Genomic DNA, 261 nt, shown 5'->3' on the forward strand with positions numbered 1-261 from the left:
GTTACGCCCCGGCCGATTGGCCGGCCCTGGCGGGATGCTTCGATGATTATGGCTCGGCATGGCTGGACAAAGCCGGTTTGGTACTGCGGGGGGAAGGCGGCCGGCGCTATGACCGCTTCCGGAACCGAATCATGTTCCCCATCGCCGACGGCCGGGGCCGGATCGTGGGGTTCGGAGGCCGCCTGATCGGCGAAGGTGAACCCAAGTACCTGAATTCCCCCGAGACCGCCATTTTCGAGAAAGGCCGGGAGCTCTACGGGC

General features: G+C 65.5%; 1 pseudogene. It reads left to right on the top strand.

Features of this window, described 5'->3' with window-relative positions:
• A pseudogene (locus ACTFO6_RS19010) lies at window positions 1–261 on the top strand (DNA primase); the annotation flags it as partial.

The organism is Pelomicrobium sp. G1 (assembly GCF_051905455.1).
Taxonomy (GTDB): domain Bacteria; phylum Pseudomonadota; class Gammaproteobacteria; order Burkholderiales; family UBA6910; genus Pelomicrobium.